Source organism: Flavobacterium resistens (assembly GCF_900182645.1).
Classification (GTDB): domain Bacteria; phylum Bacteroidota; class Bacteroidia; order Flavobacteriales; family Flavobacteriaceae; genus Flavobacterium; species Flavobacterium resistens.
The window spans coordinates 967,587-988,876 of the sequence record NZ_FXTA01000002.1; the positions used below are offsets into that span (position 1 = coordinate 967,587).

A 21,290-nucleotide genomic window follows, 5' to 3' on the forward strand; every position below is an offset into this window, starting at 1 on the left:
TTTAATAATTAATGAGATTTAATTATTAAAAGGGTAATTCGTCAAGTTCTGAAGTCAAAGCATTAATTAAACGTTTAAAAAGCTCTTGTTGATCTAGTTCATCTTTTATAAAAGGAAGTACTTTTTGTTTTAATTCTTGATTTAATTTACGGTAATCAAATCTTTTTAAAATAATTCTAGGGTCAACTGTTGATATGTCACTTTGTACCTTGTTTAAAATTTGTTGATCTATATTTTTATTGTAATCAGCCCATTCTTCATATTTAGTCCAGTTTTTAAGACGAGGAATTTCTAGAAGTAAAGCTTCATTGTAAATTACCATAAGAATTTTGAAAAGATCAATCTCTTTTAATTCTTCTGAGCTTAGAGTGTTAACAAAGGATATTGAAGAGCTAAATTTCTCAGTATAAAAATCAAGCATTATTTCAAATTGTTTTTTTATAACTTTTTCGTATTCTTCTTTGTCATTACCAAGAATTTGTTTTCCTACAGAAGTCAACATTTCATTCATTCTAAGGGATATATTGTTTAGCTCAGAAATCGTATCTAAAATTTTGGTATCAGAAGATTGTTTTTTTAACCCTTCTAAGTATAAATAAAATAACCCTGAAAATTGATTTTTTAGATAGTTTTCAATTTGTTCAACTTTATCAAATGTTTTAATAGGTTTAGTTTTTACAATATCTAAGAATTTAAAAATATTTATATGGTCAACATGTGCAAATTTGAATTTTTTATTCTCTGTTTTTTGTTTGGCATATAAATCATCAAAAAAATCTTGATTTTCTTTATAAGTCTCATAATCTGAATTCACATTTTTATCAATGAATATAAGAACTGGTATGTTGTTGGCAATAGAAGTTTCAAATTCTCGTCTCGTGATGGATATGAACTCGTCATCGTACTTTTTTCGTTCTTCTTCAATATTAGAAGAATTTACAGGACTTCCGTATCGTCCACCAATAATTAATATCATTATATGACATAGTCCAACTTCATAATAAGCCGACTGATCAATGGGACTTCCATGTTGATATGTTATTTTATCACTTTCAAAGAGAACAGGTTCAAAACCATAATTTTCAATAAATTTTTCAAGTCTTTCCCTTACATGTTTAAGGTCGTAATATGTTGAACTTATAAAAACTCTTGGAATCATTTTTTAATTTTAGATTTAAGGTAAATATAAAATATTTCAGGAACTATTACCTTTATTTGTAAAAAAAAGCGTAAAAAATTGATCTTAAATGATTTGTTAATTTGTGTATATTTTTTTTTACCCTCATGCAACCATTTTAAATCGACAATCGTCTATGCTAATAGAAGTCTGTTTCTAAAACCAAAAACCGAAAGCTTATTAATGAAAATTATTCCGTTACATCAAGAAGAAACCAAAATCATAAAGCTGGCTGTCGAAAACAATCGTCAGGCGCAGCAGCAGATTTATGGTAAGTATTCTTCGAAAATGTTAAGCGTATGCCGACAATATATAAAGGACATTCAATTGGCAGAAGATGTGATGATAACGGCTTTTATGAAAGTGTTTACGAATTTAAAAAACTTTGAACATAAAGGAAGTTTTGAAGGCTGGATCCGCCGAATAATGGTTAACGAATGCATTTCTTATTTAAGAGTTCAGAAAAAAGTAAAATTTGCCGAAGATGAATTTTTTGTTGAAGAAAGTTTCAACGAAATCGACAGCCAGTTTACTGTAGAACAGATTCAGTTTTTAATCGATGCCTTGCCTGATGGCTATAAAATGGTTTTCAATTTATATGCGATTGAAGGTTATAAACACAATGAAATTGCCAAGATGTTAGGAATTAATGAAGGAACATCAAAATCGCAATTATCGCACGCTAGAAAAATGCTGCAAACACAAATTACTATTTTAAAAAAACAAGATAATGGAACCGAATAATTTTGAAAAGGATTTCCGTGAAAAACTAAACAAACGTGAGATTGAACCAAGCAACAAAGCATGGGACAGATTAGACGCGATGTTGAGTGTTGCCGAAGAAAAGAAACCTACAGTTCGACTTCGCTCACTGCAAGATTCAAGCAAAAAATGGCTTTATATCGCAGCGAGTGTTGTGGGATTTTTATTGGTTGGAACTTTCTTTTTTAATCAAAAAGAAAATGCAGTTGAAACTCCAAAAAATACTGTCGTTGTAAAAGAAACTGCAAAAGATTCAGCTGAAAAGCCAATTTTAAATGACATGAATTCTTCTAAAATAGAAATCGCAGTTTCGGAAAAAACTTCGGACGAAATTTCAAATAAGGAAGAAAAAAGCAATAATCAAAAAACAGATAAAATCAATAAAAATGAATCAAATCAAATAGCGGAGTCTTCAATCATCATCAAAAACAATCAAGAAAAACAATCAATTAATAATCAAACAACAATTGCTGAAACGCCTAAAAAAGAAAACGTGGATCAATTGCTGGATTCGGCTGAAAAAACAATTGTAGCGGAAAATTCGACGAAACCAAAAGCAAAAATTAAAGTAAATGCCAATGATTTACTGAATCAAGTCGACGGTGAATTAGAACAATCGTTTCGAGAAAAAGTAATCACAAAAGTCAATAAAAACTATCAAACGGTTAAAGTGGCTTTGGCAAATAGAAATCAGCAGGAGTAAAGAGCTGAGAGAAAAAAAACAAGAAGCAAGAATTTACAATTTACCATTAACAATCACAATTAAATAATCATCATCAATCACAATCAATTTAAAAAATCAATCATGAAAAATTTTACCATTCATCTCGTAATTTTAATTTTCTTATTTGTAAGCAAGGTTATGGGGCAAGAAACTTTTGAATCCAAAGCCAAGAAAATTGCCAATAAAATCGAGAAAGTTACCAAAGAAGAAAAAGAAACTTTAAAACAAGAAGTTGAAGCTGTAAACGTTCAATTATCTGAAGGAAAAATTACGCAGGAACAAGCTGATAAACGCAAAAAAGAATTGGCAGAAGCCAGAGCAATAATTATCGAAGAAAAAGTGACTTTGGCACAAAATGAACTCAACGATTTGGTTCAGCAAAAAGTAGACGGAAAACTAAAAGAGCAGGATTCTACTAAGAAAGGCAAGATCGTTATTTACTGGGACAAAAACGACTGGAATAATAATAAACACAAAGATTCTATTCGAGGTGAAAGAAGAACGACATCTCAATTTGTTTTTGCGCTTGGTTTAAATAATACGATGATCGATGGTAAATATCAGGATTCTAATTACAGTTTTATAGGTTCGCATTTTTACGAATGGGGTTTTACGTATAATTCAAGATTAATGAAAAACGATAATTTGCTGCATGCTAAATACGGACTTTCATTGATGTACAATAATATTCGTCCGACAGACAATCGCTATTTTGTAGTAAATGGCAATCAGACAAATCTTGAAACCAATGCCGTAAATTTGACTGAATCACGTTTTAGAAATGTTTATTTAGTGCTTCCTGCGCATTTAGAATTTGATTTTACAAGACCAACAGTAAAAGATGGAAAAACGTATTTTAAAACACATAAAAGCTTTCGTTTTGGAGTTGGAGGTTATGCCGGAATTAACGTAAAATCAAAACAGATTTTAAAATTTGAAGAAGAAGATTTAAAATATAAAAGCACCATAAAAGGCGAATACAATGTAAATAATTTCATTTACGGCGTGAGTTCTTACATTGGTTACAGAGAATTAAGCTTATATGTGAAATACGATTTGAATCCGTTGTTTCAGGACAATTTAGTTAAGGAAAACAATATTTCGATGGGACTTCGATTTGATTTTAATTAAGTTACAGCGTTAAGTTTAGTTAGTAGAAAAAGTGCTTCGTGAGAGGCACTTTTTTTAGTTTTAAAATAAATTTCAGGATGGATTTATGTACTTTTACAGGCTTTCAACTTTAAAAAATAAATTTACGTTTTGATTTCACAAAATACAATTGACACTGTTTTTGAAACTGCTCGAGTTGAGGAGGTTATTGGCGATTTCGTGAATTTGAAGCGTGCAGGAAGTAACTTTAAAGGTTTGAGTCCGTTCTCAGATGAGCGCTCTCCTTCGTTCATGGTTTCGCCTGCAAAAGGAATCTGGAAAGATTTTAGTACAGGAAAAGGCGGAAATTCTGTTAAATTCCTGATGGAGCATTCTCAGTTTACCTATCCGGAAGCCATTCGATATTTAGCCAAAAAATACAACATCGAAATTGAGGAAACCGAACAATCTGAAGCCGAAAAAGCAAATACAGATATTCGCGAAAGTATGTATTTGGTTTCTGAATTTGCGGCCAAATATTTTCAGGATGTTTTGTTAAATTCTGAAGAAGGAAAAGCAATTGGTTTATCTTATTTTAAAGAAAGAGGATTTACGAATGAAACCATCAAAAAATTCAATTTAGGATATTCTCCAGAAACCTGGGATGCTTTGACTAAAGAAGCATTAGGGAAAGGATATAAATTAGAATTTTTAGAAAGTACAGGTTTAACAATTCCAAGAGAAGATCGTCCGTTTGACCGATTTAAAGGGCGTGTAATGTTCCCTATTCAAAGTATGTCGGGTCGTGTATTAGGTTTCGGAGGACGTATTTTGACCAATGACAAAAAAGCGGCAAAATACCTGAATTCGCCAGAAAGTGATATTTACCATAAAAGTAAAGTGCTTTACGGAATTTATCATGCGAAACAATCGATAGCTAAACAAAACAATTGTTATTTGGTAGAAGGTTATACCGATGTAATTCAGTTTAGTCAGGCCGGAATTGAAAATGTTGTGGCTTCATCTGGAACAGCTTTAACGCCAGATCAAATTCGTTTGATTAATCGCTTGACCAGAAATATTACCGTACTTTTTGATGGTGATGCCGCTGGTTTACGTGCGTCTATTCGAGGAATCGATTTAATTCTGGAAGAAGGGATGAATGTGAGAGTTTGTTCTTTTCCTGACGGAGAAGATCCAGACAGTTTCGCCCGAAAAAATTCGCATGATGAATTAGTCGCTTATTTAGAAAATAACAGTAAAGATTTTATACAGTTTAAGGCTTCTATTTTAATGAACGAAGCTAAAAACGATCCAATAAAAAAAGCCGATTTGATTCGGGATATGGTTGTCAGTATTTCGAAAATTCCAGATCGCATCCAGCGTGAAGTATATGTTCAGGAATGTGCTCGAATAATGGATATTTCGGAGCAGGTTTTGGTGAGCACTTTGGCACAGCTGATTCAAAAAGATATTGCAGAAGCTAATAAAAAGCAAAAGCAAGAACAAAAACCTTTTGAAGTTCATAGAAATCAGCCTCCTCAAAATGCAGGTTATTCAGGAGGAGATCCAGAAGATCCAAGAACTGGACCGCCGGAAGGTTATGATTATCCAGGAGATCAGGGTTATTCAGCAGTACAGGAACAAAAAGTAGATATTTTATATGAGTTCGAAAGAAAAGTCATTGAAATTCTTCTTTTGTATGGAAGTGTTGTTGAAAATTTTGAAGATGTTTTCTTAAAAGCTGACGAAGAAGGAAATATAAAAGAGGTTTCTGAAAAAAGAGAATATAAAGTATTCGAAAAAATATATTTAAGTCTGCAGGAAGATGAGATTGAGTTATCAAATTCATTATTTCAAAATATCTTCAGCGGTTTAATTGATTTTTATAACCAAAATGAAACATTCAGTTTAGATAAATATTTAATGCATTTACCTCCAGAATTTGCTCAGGAAGTGACAAATATTTTAATGGAAGATGAAAAAGTAGTCATTCATGACTGGGAAGGACAGAATATTTTTCCGAAACATAAAAATGTAACTATCGAACAAAATGTTTCAGACACTATATTTTCATTGCGCTGGTATTTGGTTTCAAAAATTATTCATGATTTGAAAAATTCATTGATGACAGATCCGCAGGAAGATAATTCAGAAGTATTGTCAATGGTGGTAGATTATTCGAAACTGCTCAATAATTTTTCGAAGAAACTTGGCCGAGTCGTAGTTCCTTATCACTAAAAATTCAAAAAGCTCTATATCGATAAACAATATAGAGCTTTTTTTTATGACTGATGGTTTTGCCGAAGCAAATCAACCATTAAATTAAATAATTTCTAAAGTCTTAGCTTTGTTTACTAAGTCAACTAAATTAGTTACGTTTAATTTAGTCAATAATCTTAATTTGTAAGTACTGATCGTTTTTTCGTTCAGATTTAAGATTTTAGAAATTTCATTGTTTTTCTTTCCGTCACTTAAGTAACGTAAAACTTCAATCTCGCGATTAGAAAGTTTTCTGTACAAACGTTCGCTCTTGCTTTGTTTAGCAATAAGGGCCATGTTTTTGCGAACTGTTTCATTGATAATAATTTTTCCTTCATGTACTTTAATAATAGAAAGACCTAATGTTTCAAGTTTTTCTGTTTTGTGTACATACCCTGAAACTCCTGCTTTAATTGCGTTTGGAGCATACATTTGTTCAGCGAGGTCACTAAAAATTACAATTTTTGTTTTTGGGAAGTTTTTCAGGATCGATTTAACTTCAAAGATGCTCGAAAGACCTTCTAACTCTAGATCTAGAATTAGGATGTCGATCTCCTTCGTCTGAAGAATGTCTCTAACCATTGAAAAATTGCCTACGTTGGCAACAATTGAAATTTGATCGTGGTCTTTGAAATAAGACTTAACGCCAAAGTGCGTCACAGGATGATTGTCTGCTAGACATACTTTAATCATAATTTTTACCTTTTTAGAATTGTTATCATGTTTTTGGAACGGTAAAATTAATAAATAAATTCTGTAGTTTATAGCTGACAAATGTTAAAAAGTTTTATTTTAACGTTTTTGGTATTAAACATACCGGAATTGCATCCATTTTATGCTTGTTGCTGGTGTTTAATCGTTTATAAATTTCGAAGACAGTTTTTTCTCTCCCATCAAAGTCAACTGCCGTTTTTCCTGACTCCGCGGCTAACATCGCCCATTCAAGTTCATCATAACTTGCACCTAATTGGTCTTCATCGGTACGATTATCGCCAAATAATCCATCTGTTGGAGCAGCTGTTAAAATTGATTGCGGAATTGCTAAAAATTCTCCTAAAGCATAAACATCCGATTTCATTAAATCAGCAATCGGACTCAAATCGACACCTCCGTCTCCATATTTTGTATAAAATCCTACTCCAAAATCTTCTACTTTATTTCCAGTTCCGGCAACCAAGAGACCATTAATTCCTGCTAAATAATATAAAGAAGTCATTCGAATACGAGCGCGTGTATTGGCTAAAGAAAGATTAACCTTTGCTTCGTCATCAGTTTTTGGAACTGATGCCTTAAAAGCTTCAAAAGTGGCTGTTAAATCGGTTTCTACGCTTGAAACATTAGGAAAACGTTTTTTTAATTGCTCAATATGCTCTCTTCCTCTTGAAACTTGACTTTCGGCTTGATGAATCGGCATTTCAACACATAAAACTTGTAAACCGGTCTGAGCACATAAAGTTGAGGTAACGGCAGAATCAACTCCGCCAGAAATTCCAATTACAAAACCATTTACTTTTGCGCGTTCAGCATAATTTTTTAGCCACTCTACAATGTGGATATTTACTTTTTCTGTTTGAATAGTACTTTTTTTAGCCATAATAGTTCAAGTTTTAAGATACAGGGATGTATATTTGCACAAATATTTTTAAGTATTGATTTATTTAAATTTATGCAACACAAATCTAATTAAAATAAAATGAAATTATATCGCTTTACGTTGCTTCTATGCGTGTTTTTTTTGTCCTGTGAACAAAAAAGCAAGGTCGAAAAAGAAGTTGAAGAAATTCCGGTTGACATTAAAGTAGAACGTTTTGATAAGGCGTTTTTTGAAGCTAAACCAGAAGATCTTGGGAAATTAAAAAAGCAATATCCGTATTTTTTTCCAGCAGGAAATAATGATGCTGTCTGGCTTCAAAAAATGCAGGAACCAATTTGGCGAGAAGTGTACAGTGAGGTGCAGAAGAAATACTCCAATTTTGAGCCAGTACGTCAGGAATTCAATTCGCTTTTTCAGCATGTAAAATATTATTTTCCTAAAGCGAAAACGCCAAAAGTAATTACTGTAATTGGTGAAATGGATTATACGGCCAAAGCAATTTATGCTGACAGTTTAGTTATTGTCGCTCTGGAACTATATTTGGGAAAAGAACATAAGTTTTATGAATTCCCGAACTATCTGAAACAGAATTTTGAAGAAAAACAAATCATGCCAGATGTAGTTTCGAGTTTTACATACCGAAATATTCCTGCTTTTCCAGATAGAAATTTAGTTTCTCAAATGATTTTTGAAGGAAAACAATTGTATGCAAAAGATTTGCTTTTGCCTGAATATACAGATGCTGATAAAATTGGATATACGCCAGAACAAATAAAATGGTGTGAGGAAAACGAAGCTTATATGTGGCGTTATTTTATGGAAAAAGAAATGCTATACAGCGACGATCCAAAACTTACAACCCGATTTATTGCTCCGGCGCCGTTTTCTAAATTTTATTTAGAAATCGACAATGATTCGCCAGGAAGAGTGGGCGCATGGATTGGATGGCAGATTGTGCGTTCGTATATGAAAAATAACAACGTAACTTTGCCGGAATTATTAAAAGTTAATTCGAAAGAGATTTTCGAGAAGTCAAAATATAAACCTAAGAAATAATGTCAAATACAATAAATTCAGAAATTAAATTCAATATAGAATTAGACGAAAACCGTGTTCCGGAAAAATTAACGTGGAGTGCGCAGGATGGTGGTGTGCAGGCTGAAGAAGCAAAAGCAATTATGTTGTCTATCTGGGACAGCAAAGCAAAAGAAACTATGCGAATTGATCTTTGGACGAAAGAGATGCCGGTTGACGAAATGAAAATCTTTTTTCATCAGACATTAGTTGCAATGGCAGATACTTTCAAACGTGCAACTGACGACGAAAAAATGTCGGATACAATGAAAGATTTCTGTGATTACTTTGCAGAAAAACTAGAACTTACGAAGTAATTAGATTCTAAAAATAAAATCCCAAATTCCAATTGTATGATTGAAATTTGGGATTTTTTTATTGGGTATTTTTATAGCTTGGAACTTCTTTGTTGAAGTTTAAAACCCTGAATTGTTTTTAAAAACTTCCTGATTCACTTCATCGATATAGGTCAAAAGCTCTTCTTTTCCAATTGATTCTGTAGATGAGGTAACAAAATAATGAGGCATTTCGGCCCAATTGTTAGCGTACATTTGTTTTTTGTATGCGGCAATATGTGAGTCAATTTTTACTCTGCTGATTTTGTCGGCTTTGGTGAAAATAATACAAAACGGAATTTCGCTTTCTCCCATATAAGACATAAATTCAATATCAATATTTTGAGCTTCGTGACGAATGTCAATCAAAACAAAAGCGCATACAAGCTGTTCTCTGTTTTCAAAATAATCTGTAATAAATTGCTGAAAAACAGATTTAGTTTTTTTAGAAACTTTAGCGTAACCATAACCAGGCAAATCGACTAAAAACCAATTGTTGTTGATTTTAAAGTGATTAATTAATTGTGTTTTTCCTGGTCTTCCTGAAGTTTTTGCTAAATTTTTGTGATTGGTAATCATGTTGATCAAAGAGGATTTTCCCACATTTGATCGGCCTATAAAAGCGTATTCCGGAAGAAATTCAGCCGGGCATTTTGAAGCATCAGAATTACTGACAATAAATTCGGCGGTATTAATTTTCATATTTTTTTATTTTTAAAACCTCCTTAAAATCGAAAGTTAGAATGCTATAATTTTTGCTCAGTAAGCCATTTCTCCAGAATCTCGTTGAATTCATCAGGATGTTCCATCATAGCAGCGTGTCCACATTTGTCAATCCAATACAAAGTTGAATTAGGCAATAATTTATCAAATTCTTCGGCAACATTTGGAGGTGTTACAGAATCGTTTTTACCCCAAATAATACAGGTTTCCACTGTCATTTTTGGTAAATCTTTAGCCATATTATGACGAATTGCGCTTTTGGCAATCGTTAAGGTTTTAATCAGCTTGATACGGTCATTTGCAGTTGCATAAACTTCATCGATAAGGTCAGGAGTTGCAATTTTTGGATCATAAAATACATCTTCAGCTTTCTTTTTGATGTATTCATAATCACCTCTTCTTGGGTAACTGTCTCCCATTGCACTTTCATAAAGTCCAGAACTTCCGGTAATTACAAGTCCGGCAACTTTTTCAGGATAAAGTTTTGTGTGGTATAAAGCGATATGCCCTCCAAGAGAATTTCCAAGAAGAATAACCTTGTCAAAACCTTTAAAAGTAATAAAGTCTTTTACGTATTTGGCAAAACTTTTCACATTAGTTTTTAGAATGCTTTGCGTGTAGATTGGCAAATCCGGGATAACAACTTTGTATCCTTTTGATGGGAAATATTGCGCTACACCATCAAAATTACTAAGGCCTCCCATTAACCCATGCAAAATTACGATAGGAGTTCCTTCTCCAGCTTCAAAATAGCTGTATTTGCCTTCTTTTTTGTAGTGTTTGTCCATTTAATCTAATGCCAATTTCAATTTGGACAAATATAGGGTTAAATAAATAAAAATGAATTTTTGCTGATGATTTTTAACTAGATAATTTTTGTAGAATATCTAAGTGCTTAGAAATCAGAATTTATGGTGTTTTTAGGCAAAAGCTTGAAATGTTAAGAAATCAAGAGAAAAAGCATTTTTTTAAGAAAATTAGTGCTTATTTTTTTTGAATGATTAGCGTTATTAAGAAAACGCTAATAATAAGTTAACGTATTGATTGTCTATTGTTTAATGAAGGTGGTAGAAAAGTGGTTAAACTTATTAACAAAGTGGTATATTGTGGTAAAATGTGGTATTTTTTTTTATATTTTTGTCCTATAACATCTTAATTGATTTTTTTGAACACAATTGTTGGAACATATGAGTGTAAAGTTGATGCTAAAGGAAGGCTAATGATGCCTGCACCTTTGAAAAAGCAATTGGCTTCATCGCTTCAGGATGGTTTCGTTTTGAAACGTTCCGTTTTTCAGCCGTGTTTAGAATTGTATCCAATGGAAGAATGGAATTTGATGATGCAAAAAATCAACAAGCTTAATCGCTTTGTGAAAAAAAACAATGATTTCATTCGAAGATTTACTGCTGGTGTTAAAATGGTAGAGATTGATGCATTAGGGAGATTGCTGGTGCCGAAAGATTTGGTGGCTTTTTCAAGTATTTCTAAAGATGTTGTTTTTTCTTCTGCGGTTAATATTGTGGAAATTTGGGATAAAGATTTATATGAAAAATCAATAAGCGGCGAAGATATGGATTTTGCTGATTTAGCCGAGGAGGTAATGGGAAATATTAATGACGACGACAATGGAATATCATAATCCGGTTTTGCTTCATCCAACAGTTGATGGTTTAAATATTAAGCCTGATGGTATATATGTGGATGTGACCTTTGGAGGCGGCGGCCATTCAAAAGAAATTTTGAGACGCTTAGGACCAAATGGAAAATTGTTTGCTTTTGATCAGGATGAAGATGCGCTTGCAAATGCATTGCCGGATGAAAGGTTTACTTTAATTAATGAGAATTTCAGATTTATAAAAAGGTTCTTGCGTTTTCATGGTGTAAGAGGAGTTGATGGAATCTTGGCAGATTTAGGAGTTTCATCACATCAGTTTGATGTTCCTGAAAGAGGTTTTTCTACAAGATTTGATGCCGATCTGGATATGCGGATGAGTCAAAAAAATGATTTGAGTGCTTATCGAGTGGTTAACGAATATGAAGAACAGGATTTACGTCGTGTTTTTTTTGATTATGGGGAGTTGAAAAACGCGCCAGCTTTAGCCAGAACAATCGTTGAAGCGAGAAGAGATTATCCGATCAAAACAACAGATGAACTGAAAGAAGTTTTAAAGAAATATTTACCTGAGAAGGTTCGAAATAAAGTATTGGCTCAGATTTATCAGGCAATTCGAATCGAAGTAAATCAGGAAATGGATGTTCTAAAAGAGTTTATTGAGCAATCATTGGAGATTTTGAATCCGGGCGGAAGATTTTCAGTAATCTCTTATCATTCTTTAGAAGACAGACTGGTAAAAAGATTCATCAAAAATGGAATGTTTGAAGGAGAACCAGAGCGTGATTTTTATGGGAATTTTTCGGTTCCATTTAAAACCATCGGAAAATTGATTGTTCCTGATGACGCTGAAATCAAAATCAATAACAGAGCAAGAAGCGCAAAATTAAGGATTGCTGAAAAGATATAATATATAGGTAGAAATGAAAAGTGGAGTATTTGGCATATTAAAAGCAAGATTTCTAATCAATGATGACGCAATTAAAAACTGGCGTTTCATTGTTTTTATCATTTTGCTTGCCATTTTGATGATTGCAAATACACAGCGATACGAACAAAAGGTTTTTGAAATTGCAAAACTGAACAATGAAGTAAAAGAATTGCGATCAGAGTTTGTGGACCGACGTTCAGAATTAATGAAATTAAAAATGGAATCAACGATTTCGGATAAAATGCTTGAAAAACAGATTTTTCCATCAACGGTTCCTCCAATAAAAATAGAAGTTAAAAAAGAAGAAGAAAAAAGTTTCTTTAAAAGAATATGGCAGTAGACGATAAACATATATCCTACAGAATTTACCTCGTAGCAGTTTTCATCTTTTTGATGGCAATTGCTATTGTCGTTAAATTAACCAATATTCAATGGGTTGACGGAGATCATTACAGACAATTAGCAAAACAGCGTACGGTTAGAAATTTTATCATTCCGGCTAACAAAGGAAATATTTATTCTGCTGATGGAAGTTTATTGGCGACTTCAATCCCGAATTATGAAATTCGATTTGATGCAAAAGCACCAAAAACTGAAACTTTTGAAAAGCATGTAAAAGCTTTATCAGATTCGTTAGCTACAGTTTTGGATAGGCCAGCAGGTTACTATGAACAGGAATTAAGAAGAGCGAGAGCAAATAAAAATCGCTATTATTTAATTGCCAGAAAATTGAGTTATACTGAATATGTAAAAATAAAAGGTTTTCCATTATTCAATTTAGGCGCTTTCAAAGGCGGAATTATAGTGGAACAAGAAACAGTTAGAAAGCATCCAATAGGGCAAATTGCTGAAAGAACAATTGGTTACGACCGAATTGATCCTGCTACCGGAATCGAAGTTGGAAAAGGAATCGAATGGGCTTTTAAAAGTTATTTGAACGGAAAAGATGGAAAAATCTTAAAGCAAAAAATTGCAAAAGGTCAATGGAAACCAATTCGTGATGTAAATGAAGTAGATCCGATTGATGGTTATGATGTGATTTCAACAATAGATGTATTTATTCAGGATATTGCACATCACGCTTTATTGAAACAACTTCAGGATTACGAAGCGGATCACGGTTGTGTTGTTGTTATGGAAACAGAAACAGGACATGTAAAAGCAATTTCGAATCTAGGAAGAGGTGAAGACGGATCGTATACCGAAACTACAAATTATGCTGTAGCAGAGTCTCACGAACCAGGATCGACTTTTAAATTGGTTGATTTAATGGCAATTTTAGAAGATAAAGTAGCTGATACAAGTACGGTTTTTGACAGTCACGGAGGTCAAGTTAGATATTACGGACGTCCGGTTAATGATTCGCATCATGGTGGTTACGGAAAAGTTTCATTAGCGCGCGGATTTGAACTTTCTTCCAATACGGTAATGGTTCAGGCGGTTTATGACAATTATAAAAGCAATCCGTCAAAATTTGTAGATCATATCAGAAATTTTGGTTTGGATAAACCTTTAGGATTGCATTTTAAAGGAGAAGGAAGACCATATATTCCAAAACCTGGAGACAAACATTGGTCAGGAACTACGCTTCCGTGGATGGCTTTTGGGTATAATGTTTCAGTTACACCAATGCAAACATTGGCATTTTATAATTCGGTTGCAAATAATGGTGTAATGGTAAGACCGCAATTTGTATCTGAAATTAAAGAATGGAACAAAACGATTAAGAAATTCGATGTAGAAGTAATTAATCCAAAGGTTTGTTCACAGGAAACAATTAAAAAATTAAAAGCTGTTTTGCAGAACGTGGTTAAAAAAGGAACAGGTTCTAAATTGTATTCGAAAGATTTTTCGATGGCAGGAAAGACAGGAACGGCTCAAATGAATTATGGAGGAAAAGAAGGGAAATCGGCATTGTATTATGCGTCTTCTTTTGTTGGGTATTTTCCTGCTGATCATCCGAAATATTCTTGTATTGTAGTGGTTCATAAACCAAATACAGCAAAAAATAATTATTACGGTGCAGATGTGGCGGGACCGGTTTTTAAAAGAATCGCTCAAAAAATATTTACAGATGCGCCTTCAACAAATAAAATAAAGCAGCTGGATTCTAAAATTCCAAAACAAGAAATCAGTTACGCAAAATTTGAGAAGGAATCAAATACAAAAACAAATGTAATTCCGAATTTAAAAGGAATGCCAGGAATGGATGCAATTGCTTTACTTGAAAATTTAGGTTTGAAAGTTAAAGTAAATGGAGTTGGAAAAGTGAAGAATCAATCGATTCAGGCTGGTCAAAATATTAGTAAAAACGCAATTATAGTATTAGAATTATCGTGAAAATACTTAAAGACATATTATACAAAGTGGCTATCGAATCAGTAACAGGTTCGACAGAAATTGGTATTCAAAAAATTGAATTTGATTCACGTAAAGTTGAGGCAGATGATATTTTTGTGGCCATTCGCGGCTCTCTTTCTGATGGACATGATTATATTGAGAAAGCAATTCAGTTAGGAGCAACAGCTATTATTTGCGATACGCTTCCTCAAAATATTGAAAAAGGAATTTCATATATACAGGTAAAAGATACCAATACGGCTTTGGCTTTTATGGCTGCTAATTATTTTGGAGATCCATCTGCAAAACTAAAATTAGTTGGTGTAACCGGAACAAACGGAAAAACAACGATTGCATCATTGCTGTTTCAGTTGTTTAAAAAAGCAGGTTTTAAAGTTGGGTTGTTGTCAACTGTGAAAATAATGGTTGATGAAACTGAATATCCTGCAACGCACACAACACCAGATTCTATTACGATTAATCATTTTTTAAATGAAATGATTGAAGAAGGTGTGACGCATTGTTTTATGGAAGTAAGTTCACACGGAATTCATCAAAAAAGAACAGAAGCGTTGCATTTTGTGGGCGGAATTTTTACGAACCTTTCTCATGATCATTTGGATTATCATCCAACTTTTGCCGAATACAGAGATGTAAAAAAATCATTTTTTGATTCATTACCAAAAACGGCTTTCGCTTTATCGAATATTGATGATAAAAACGGAACTGTAATGTTGCAAAATACAGTGGCTAGAAAGTTTACATATGCATTAAAATCATATGCGGATTTTAAAGCAACAATTTTAGAGAGTCAATTATCTGGTTTACTGTTAAAAGTAAATGATAATGAAGTTTGGGTAAAGCTAATCGGAACTTTTAATGCATATAATGTATTAGCGATTTACGGAACAGCAATCGAACTAGGAATGGATAGTCTTGAGGCGTTGCGCTTACTGTCTGATTTAGAAAGTGTTTCGGGACGTTTTCAATATATTGTTTCGGCAGGAAACATAACAGCAGTTGTTGATTATGCTCATACGCCGGATGCATTAGATAATGTATTAAAAACGATTAATGACATTCGTACCAAAAATGAACAATTGATTACAGTTGTTGGTTGTGGCGGAAACAGAGATAAAACAAAAAGACCAATTATGGCAAAAATTGCTTCGGATTTAAGCGATAAAGCAATTTTAACTTCTGACAATCCAAGAAACGAAGATCCTGAAGTGATTTTAGATGAAATGGAAAAAGGAGTTGAACCTCATAATTACAAAAGAATATTAAGAATTACGGATCGAAAACAGGCTATAAAAACAGCTTGTCAATTGGCTCAGCCAAATGATATTATTCTTATTGCAGGGAAGGGACACGAGACATATCAAGAAATAAATGGTGTTCGCCATCATTTTGATGATATGGAAACTGTAAAAGAAATCTTGGAGCAACTAAACAAATAATAATAAATTTTTAAGTTCAAATACCACTAGACAATTGGAATTTGGAGTTTCAAAATTAGAATTTAAAAAATAGAAAAATATGTTATACTATTTATTTGAATATTTTGACAAAACATTAGATATACCTGGAACAGGAGTTTTTCAGTATATCACTTTTAGATCGGCTTTGGCTTTAATGCTTTCGTTGCTTTTATCTACGATTTACGGAAAACGTATTATCAACTTTTTGCGTAATCAGCAAGTTGGTGAAACAGTTCGTGAGCTAGGTCTTCAAGGGCAAAATGAAAAAGCGGGAACACCTACAATGGGAGGCCTGATTATCATTTTTGCAACTCTTGTGCCTGTTTTGTTGTTTGCTCGTTTGCATAATATTTATATTGTATTGCTTATTGTGACTACACTTTGGATGGGAACAATTGGTTTTATTGATGATTATATTAAAATATTCAAAAAAGATAAAGAAGGTCTTAAAGGAATTTTCAAAGTAATTGGTCAAGTTGGTTTGGGAATAATCGTAGGAGCTGTTCTTTATTTTAATCCAGCAGTAACTGTTCGTACTGATACAGGAAAAACGGATGTTTTTAAAGCATCGCAAAATACAACCATTGTTTTGCCGGCTCCTGTTGAAGAAAAATCAACTGCGACTACAATTCCTTTTGTAAAAAACAACGAATTTGATTATGCCGAATTATTAGCTTGGACGGGCGATGGATATGAAAAATGGGCTTGGTTGATTTTTATTCCAGTTGTTATTTTTATTATTACTGCAGTTTCTAACGGAGCAAACTTAACTGACGGAATCGATGGTCTCGCCGCCGGAACCTCCGCAGTTTCAGTACTCGCGCTCGGGATATTTACATTCGTTTCGGGAAATATTATTTTCTCTAATTATCTGAATATAATGTACATTCCTAATTCGGGGGAAATGACAGTTTTTATATCTGCATTTGTTGGTGCTTTGATTGGATTTCTTTGGTACAATTCTTACCCGGCATCTGTTTTTATGGGAGATACAGGAAGTTTGACTATTGGAGGAATTATTGCTGTTTTGGCAATTGCCGTTCGTAAAGAATTATTGATTCCGTTATTATGTGGAATCTTTTTAGTAGAAAATTTTTCAGTGGTTTTACAGGTGAGTTATTTCAAATTCACTAAAAAACGCTACGGCGAAGGACGAAGAATTTTCCTGATGTCGCCACTGCATCATCATTATCAGAAAAAAGGATATCACGAAAGTAAAATTGTGACTCGTTTCTGGATTGTTGCAATTATGTTAGCCATTTTATCAATCGTTACTTTAAAGTTAAGATAGATGAGGCTGGTAGTTTTAGGAGGAGGAGAGAGCGGTGTAGGTACTGCTATCCTCGGGAAGAAAAAAGGATACGATGTTTTTGTGTCTGATTTCGGAAAGATAAAAGAAAGCTATAAAGAAGTTCTTATAATTAATAAAATCGCCTGGGAAGAAGAACAGCACACAGAAGATTTAATTCTGAATGCCGATGTGGTAATGAAAAGCCCGGGTATTCCTGAGAAATCACCAATCGTGAAAAAACTAATTGGGGCTGGAGTAAAAGTGATTTCGGAGATTGAATTTGCAAAGCCTTTTACAGAAGCTCTTACAATTGGAATCACAGGAAGTAATGGTAAGACAACCACAACAATGTTGACTTATCATTTGTTAAAATCAGCTGGATTGAATGTTGGTTTAGGAGGTAATATAGGAAAGAGTTTTGCCTGGCAGGTAGCCGAAAATAAATTTGATGCATACGTTCTAGAATTAAGTAGTTTTCAGTTAGACGGAATAATAGATTACCGACCGGATATCGCGATAATAACGAATATCAGTCCGGATCATTTAGATCGATATGAATATAAATATGAAAATTATATCAATTCGAAATTTCGAATAACGATGAACCAAACCGAAAGTGATTATCTTATTTATGATGCAGACGATGAGGCAAGCGCAGAATGGTTAAAAAATAACAAAACAAAAGCAAAATTAATTCCTTTTTCATTGACTAAATCATTTGACGAAGGGGCTTCTATAAATAACAACAAAATGGAAATAAAGATCAACCAAGAAGAGTTTACAATGGACACGGAACACATTGCGTTAGAAGGAAAACATAATATGAAAAATGCAATGGCAGCAAGCTCTGTAGCAAAATTGATGCAAATTAGAAATGCAACAATTCGCGAAAGTTTATCTAATTTTCAAGGTGTTGAACATCGTTTAGAAAAAGTACTAAAAATTCAGAATGTACAGTATATTAACGATTCAAAAGCAACAAATGTGAACGCAACTTTCTTTGCTTTAGACAGCATGAATGTTCCAACGGTTTGGATTGTAGGAGGTGTTGATAAAGGAAATGATTACAACGAATTAATGTCATTAGTTCGTGAAAAAGTAAAAGCAATTATCTGCCTAGGAATCGATAATCGTAAAATTATTGATGCTTTTGGAAATGTTGTTGACATTATGGTTGAAGTGAACGATATGAATGATGCAGTTAAAACTGCTCAAAGATTAACAGAAAAAGGTGATGCCGTTTTATTGTCTCCGGCCTGTGCAAGTTTTGATTTATTCGAAAATTACGAAGACAGAGGAAAACAATTCAAACAAGCAGTACATAATCTGTAAAAATGGTTTCAAGTTTCAAGTTTCACGTTAGGAGAAACTTGAAACTTGAAACAAAGAAAACCTGAAATAAAATTAAAATGAAAGAGCTAGTAAACAAATTAAAAGGAGATAGGGTAATATGGTCATTCGTGGCTTTATTGGCGCTGTTTTCGTTTATGCCTGTTTTTAGTGCGAGTAGTAATTTGGCATACATAGGTCACGGAACCGGAAATACTTTGGGATATTTGGTAAAACATTTGGCTCACATTTGTATCGGATTCCTGATTATTTATTGGGTTCATAAAGTTCCATATCATTATTTCAGAGCGATTTCAAAAATTGCTTTGCCAATAGTTTGGTTCTTATTACTTTATACATTGCTTAAAGGAACTGTTATTGCAGGTGCAAATGCGAGTCGTTGGATTCAGGTGCCGTTTATCGGAATTACATTCCAGACTTCAACATTGGCTTCTATCGTTCTATTTATTTTTGTAGCACGATATTTGTCAAAAAAGAAAGAAGAAAATGAGCCTTTCCAAGTATCGTTTATACAGCTTTGGATTCCAGTGTTTATTACGTTGGCATTGATTTTGCCTGCGAATTTCTCGACCACAGCATTGATTTTTGCAATGGTTTTGATGTTAACGTTCATTGGAAAATATCCATTAAAACATATTGGAATTATTATCGGTTCTGGAATTGCCATGTTGGCATTTTTCCTTTTGGTTGCAAAAGCTTTTCCGGATTCAAGATTTTTCAGCAGGGTTTCAACTTGGGAAAGTCGTATTATGAACTTTACAACAGATAAACCTGATGAAGATGATTATCAGATTGAAAAAGCTAAAATAGCAATTGCATCTGGGAAATTAGGCGGTTTAGGTCCAGGGAAAAGTGTTCAGAAAAACTTTTTGCCACAATCATCTTCCGATTTTATTTACGCCATTATTGTTGAAGAATACGGATTAGTGGGCGGAGTTGCAATATTGATTTTGTATTTATTGCTTTTGTTCCGATTTGTTATAGCATCGCACAAAGCAAATACATTATTCGGGAAATTAGTCGTCGTCGGACTTGGGTTTCCAATGATATTTCAGGCGATGATCAATATGGCGGTTGCGGTTGAATTGTTGCCGGTTACAGGACAAACTTTACCGCTGATAAGTTCAGGAGGAAGTTCGATCTGGATGACCTGTTTAGGCCTCGGAATTATCATCAGCGTTACAAAAAAAGAGGAAGAAATTGCTGAAGAAAAAATAGAGAAAGAACGAAGAAAAGAAGCGCTTCAAAGATTAATTGACAAAGAATTAGCAGAAGAGGATTTGCCAGCTGATGAAGTATATGAAGAAGAAGCGATGTATTCAATCGAAGACAATTCAAGAAATCCGATGAATGCAGTTTTAAATAGATAAGATTAAAATATAAAGATTTTTTAAAAAGTTGTAATTTTTAGAAAGATGACAAAGTATAAATTCATACTTAGCGGAGGAGGAACAGGAGGACACATTTATCCTGCAATTGCGATTGCAAATGAATTAAAATTACAATTTCCTGATGCAGAATTTCTTTTTGTAGGAGCCAAAGATAAAATGGAAATGCAAAAAGTGCCTCAGGCTGGTTACGAAATAAAAGGTCTTTGGATTGCAGGTTTGCAACGAAAACTGACTTTGCAGAATATGATGTTTCCATTGAAACTGGCATCAAGTTTATTAGAGTCAAGAAGAATTATTAAAAAGTTTAAACCAAACGTAGTAATTGGAACTGGAGGTTTTGCCAGCGGACCTTTATTGCAAGCAGCAGGCGGAGCGGGAATTCCAACTGTTATTCAGGAACAGAATTCTTTTCCAGGAATTACAAATAAATTATTGAGTAAAAAAGCAAATGCAATTTGTGTTGCTTATCAAAATTTAGAACGTTTTTTTCCAAAAGAAAAAATTGTGTTGACAGGAAATCCTGTACGTCAGGATTTAATTGATATTGAAAGTAAACGTGATGAAGCAATTGCGTTTTATGGTTTAGATTCGAATAAAAAAACATTATTGGTTTTAGGCGGAAGTTTAGGCGCTAGAAGAATCAATCAGTTAATTGAAAAAGAATTGCAAAATTTTCTTTCGCAGGACGTTCAGGTAATCTGGCAATGCGGAAAATTATATTTTGAAGATTATAAAAAATACAATCAGCCAAATGTAAAAGTGGTTGATTTTATTGAAAGAATGGATTTTGTTTATGCAGCGGCCGATGTGATTATTTCGCGTGCTGGAGCATCATCGGTTTCGGAATTATGTATTGTTGGAAAACCAGTAATTTTTATTCCGTCGCCAAATGTTGCTGAAGATCATCAAACTAAAAATGCGCAGGCAATTGTTGATGCTAAAGGCGCTATTTTATTGAAAGAATCAGAATTGGACAATGAATTCAGTATTGTTTTTGAAGCGCTTCTGAAAGATGAAGGAAAACAAAAACAATTGAGTGCGAATATTAAAAAATTAGCAATGCCTAAAGCAACACAAGATATCGTTGCACAGATTGTTAAGTTAATTAAATAATAAAATAAGATGAAGGCCTAAAGCCTAAAGCTTACAGCTTA

The 21,290-nt window shown here is 33.3% G+C and carries 20 protein-coding genes; 15 read left to right on the forward strand and 5 right to left on the reverse strand.

Going from position 1 to position 21,290, the window contains the following annotated elements:
* Positions 1-25 precede the first annotated feature (25 nt).
* Positions 26-1,159 carry a DUF4062 domain-containing protein gene (locus FN795_RS10275; RefSeq protein WP_142450510.1) on the reverse strand — a complete coding sequence of 378 codons (1,134 nt, stop codon included), beginning with the start codon at positions 1,157-1,159 and terminating at the stop codon, positions 26-28.
* 201 nt (positions 1,160-1,360) lie between these two features.
* On the opposite strand from FN795_RS10275, the gene FN795_RS10280 reads away from it, so the two are divergent.
* The 4 genes from FN795_RS10280 (at position 1,361) to dnaG (ending at position 5,993) form a co-directional block, all read left to right on the forward strand.
* On the forward strand, positions 1,361-1,921 hold the full coding sequence (locus FN795_RS10280) for an RNA polymerase sigma factor (RefSeq protein WP_035651736.1): 561 nt from the start codon (positions 1,361-1,363) through the stop codon (positions 1,919-1,921).
* Positions 1,908-2,642, forward strand: coding sequence for a hypothetical protein (locus tag FN795_RS10285; protein WP_142450511.1), 735 nt, complete (start codon positions 1,908-1,910; stop codon positions 2,640-2,642). The genes FN795_RS10280 and FN795_RS10285 overlap by 14 nt, the downstream gene beginning before the upstream one ends.
* A gap of 102 nt (positions 2,643-2,744) precedes the next feature.
* Positions 2,745-3,794, forward strand: a complete 1,050-nt coding sequence (locus tag FN795_RS10290; RefSeq protein WP_142450512.1) for a hypothetical protein — start codon at positions 2,745-2,747, stop codon at positions 3,792-3,794.
* Positions 3,795-3,923: 129 nt separating this feature from the next.
* The gene (dnaG, locus tag FN795_RS10295; RefSeq protein WP_142450513.1) at positions 3,924-5,993 is read left to right on the forward strand and encodes a DNA primase; all 2,070 of its coding nucleotides are present in this window, start codon (positions 3,924-3,926) and stop codon (positions 5,991-5,993) included.
* 84 nt (positions 5,994-6,077) lie between these two features.
* On the opposite strand, the gene FN795_RS10300 is transcribed toward dnaG, so the two are convergent.
* Entirely contained in the window at positions 6,078-6,707 is a 630-nt protein-coding gene (locus tag FN795_RS10300; RefSeq protein WP_026730588.1) for a response regulator transcription factor, read from the reverse strand.
* Between the two features lie 94 nt (positions 6,708-6,801).
* The gene (gene nadE, locus FN795_RS10305) at positions 6,802-7,608 is read right to left on the reverse strand and encodes an NAD(+) synthase (protein WP_142450514.1); all 807 of its coding nucleotides are present in this window, start codon (positions 7,606-7,608) and stop codon (positions 6,802-6,804) included.
* Positions 7,609-7,707: 99 nt separating this feature from the next.
* Between nadE and gldB the strand changes: the two genes are divergently transcribed.
* Positions 7,708-8,664 (forward strand): gliding motility lipoprotein GldB, encoded by a 957-nt coding sequence (gene gldB, locus FN795_RS10310; protein WP_142450515.1) that lies wholly within the window; start codon positions 7,708-7,710, stop codon positions 8,662-8,664.
* Positions 8,664-8,999, forward strand: coding sequence for a gliding motility protein GldC (gene gldC / locus FN795_RS10315; protein WP_035651749.1), 336 nt, complete (start codon positions 8,664-8,666; stop codon positions 8,997-8,999). The genes gldB and gldC overlap by 1 nt, the downstream gene beginning before the upstream one ends.
* A gap of 99 nt (positions 9,000-9,098) precedes the next feature.
* Here gldC and yihA read toward each other — a convergent pair whose 3' ends face one another.
* Positions 9,099-9,719: a ribosome biogenesis GTP-binding protein YihA/YsxC gene (gene yihA, locus FN795_RS10320; protein WP_142450516.1), complete on the reverse strand. Its 621-nt coding sequence runs from the start codon at positions 9,717-9,719 to the stop codon at positions 9,099-9,101.
* A gap of 44 nt (positions 9,720-9,763) precedes the next feature.
* Positions 9,764-10,528, reverse strand: coding sequence for an alpha/beta fold hydrolase (locus FN795_RS10325; protein WP_142450517.1), 765 nt, complete (start codon positions 10,526-10,528; stop codon positions 9,764-9,766).
* 377 nt (positions 10,529-10,905) lie between these two features.
* Between FN795_RS10325 and FN795_RS10330 the strand changes: the two genes are divergently transcribed.
* The 9 genes from FN795_RS10330 (at position 10,906) to murG (ending at position 21,249) form a co-directional block, all read left to right on the forward strand.
* Positions 10,906-11,379, forward strand: a complete 474-nt coding sequence (locus FN795_RS10330) for a division/cell wall cluster transcriptional repressor MraZ (RefSeq protein ID WP_026730580.1) — start codon at positions 10,906-10,908, stop codon at positions 11,377-11,379.
* Positions 11,354-12,262, forward strand: coding sequence for a 16S rRNA (cytosine(1402)-N(4))-methyltransferase RsmH (gene rsmH, locus FN795_RS10335; protein ID WP_193745235.1), 909 nt, complete (start codon positions 11,354-11,356; stop codon positions 12,260-12,262). Before FN795_RS10330 ends, rsmH begins: the two co-directional genes overlap by 26 nt.
* Positions 12,263-12,275: 13 nt before the next feature.
* Positions 12,276-12,623, forward strand: a complete 348-nt coding sequence (locus FN795_RS10340) for an FtsL-like putative cell division protein (RefSeq protein WP_035651754.1) — start codon at positions 12,276-12,278, stop codon at positions 12,621-12,623.
* Complete coding sequence (locus FN795_RS10345) at positions 12,614-14,623, forward strand: penicillin-binding protein (RefSeq protein ID WP_142450518.1); 2,010 nt, start codon at positions 12,614-12,616, stop codon at positions 14,621-14,623. Before FN795_RS10340 ends, FN795_RS10345 begins: the two co-directional genes overlap by 10 nt.
* Entirely contained in the window at positions 14,620-16,083 is a 1,464-nt protein-coding gene (locus tag FN795_RS10350; protein WP_142450519.1) for a UDP-N-acetylmuramoyl-L-alanyl-D-glutamate--2,6-diaminopimelate ligase, read from the forward strand. Before FN795_RS10345 ends, FN795_RS10350 begins: the two co-directional genes overlap by 4 nt.
* 79 nt (positions 16,084-16,162) lie before the next feature.
* A complete protein-coding gene (mraY, locus tag FN795_RS10355) occupies positions 16,163-17,395 on the forward strand; it encodes a phospho-N-acetylmuramoyl-pentapeptide-transferase (protein ID WP_142450520.1) in 1,233 nt (410 codons plus the stop codon).
* Positions 17,396-18,727, forward strand: a complete 1,332-nt coding sequence (gene murD / locus FN795_RS10360) for a UDP-N-acetylmuramoyl-L-alanine--D-glutamate ligase (RefSeq protein WP_142450521.1) — start codon at positions 17,396-17,398, stop codon at positions 18,725-18,727.
* 77 nt (positions 18,728-18,804) lie between these two features.
* The gene (locus FN795_RS10365) at positions 18,805-20,115 is read left to right on the forward strand and encodes an FtsW/RodA/SpoVE family cell cycle protein (RefSeq protein WP_142450522.1); all 1,311 of its coding nucleotides are present in this window, start codon (positions 18,805-18,807) and stop codon (positions 20,113-20,115) included.
* 45 nt (positions 20,116-20,160) lie between these two features.
* Positions 20,161-21,249, forward strand: coding sequence for an undecaprenyldiphospho-muramoylpentapeptide beta-N-acetylglucosaminyltransferase (murG, locus tag FN795_RS10370; protein WP_142450523.1), 1,089 nt, complete (start codon positions 20,161-20,163; stop codon positions 21,247-21,249).
* Positions 21,250-21,290 lie beyond the last annotated feature (41 nt).